Annotated in this window: 2 protein-coding genes; both read left to right on the top strand. The window is 48.1% G+C overall.

Features of this window, described 5'->3' with window-relative positions; all coding sequences use genetic code 11:
* The coding region (locus tag H511_RS24910) for a hypothetical protein (RefSeq protein WP_211225197.1) at nt 1–301 on the top strand (301 nt) is incomplete at its 5' end.
* Nucleotides 302–309: 8 nt separating this feature from the next.
* Entirely contained in the window at nt 310–1,020 is a 711-nt protein-coding gene (locus tag H511_RS0109360; RefSeq protein ID WP_027252053.1) for a hypothetical protein, read from the top strand.
* The last annotated feature ends 15 nt before the right edge of the window (nt 1,021–1,035 follow it).

Below are 1,035 nucleotides of genomic sequence, written 5' to 3'. Positions count from 1 at the left end.
GTTTACGATTGATGCCGCCGCCTATCCAAACCTGAACACCCTATCTCCAGAAACATACACTGTGTGGGATCTGAGACTACACGGCACAAACTTTCTACATGCGACGGCCCACCACAGGGGGGCGACACAGAAATGGTGGACAGCCATGCGCCAAATTAACTTTGGCGGGGGTGAGCAGTGGTATCAAGGTTACGATGAAGGCCATAAGCCGACCAAACTTGAATTGGGTATCCATGTTTCAAGCTTCGAACCCACACCGGCAGAAGGCCAGGATGGCGATATCTGGTTTATGTATGAGTAAGGTTAACCATGACAAACAAAGTTAAAGTTGGTGGTGTCTGGAAAGACGCTGCCCCCTTTGCGAAAGTCGCGGGCAATTGGCGAAATGTTTTGAAGGGGTGGCAAAAAGATGCCGGTATCTGGAAATTAATCCTTTTCACTGACAGGGGGGTGACGGGGAACAGTCAGCAAATTTATCGGTATATCAGCTCAGGAACAAGTAAGTATTATCGGACCTATTTACAAACAACATCCCCCCAATTCATAAGCCCATCTACTGGAAGCTCGATTGCGTATATTTTGCCTAACTCCAACAATGGGGCTGATACAACAGAGTGGCAAAAGTCCCATATTGCAGGGGTTAGGCTAAAAGCAGAAGATACCCGAAGTGATGAATATGAGTTGGCTGTAACTTTCTATTTTACCTCCTTAAACCCATCATTGACTGACGCGTCAATTGTTCTGTTTATTATCCCTGGGGTGTCTACTTACAGCTGGACGGTTGGCCAGTTAAAGTCTGCAGGATTCACTGTTAGTGACGTAGGAACCACCACTTACAAGCCTGCGGGGGGTAGCGCCGCAGGGCAAGAAATAACCTTGCGGTATATTACCATCGAAAGAACAGCGGTCCCTGCCGCGTGGAGTGGGGAGCTGTACAACTTGGTTTATGGCTTGATTCAGCCTAAGCAGGTCAGTGAAACTAAAAACTCATCCGTGATGCTTACCTATTACCCTGACTAAACCCGCTTCGGCGGG

The sequence above is a fragment of the Photobacterium halotolerans DSM 18316 genome (assembly GCF_000425165.1).
Classification (GTDB): Bacteria; Pseudomonadota; Gammaproteobacteria; order Enterobacterales; family Vibrionaceae; genus Photobacterium; species Photobacterium halotolerans.
This window is presented reverse-complemented; position numbering and strand designations above follow the sequence as displayed.

What these genes read in the sequence shown, in the direction of transcription:
- H511_RS0109360 (WP_027252053.1), top strand. Translation starts at nt 310, where the DNA reads ATGACAAACAAAGTTAAAGTTGGTGGTGTCTGGAAAGACGCTGCCCCC.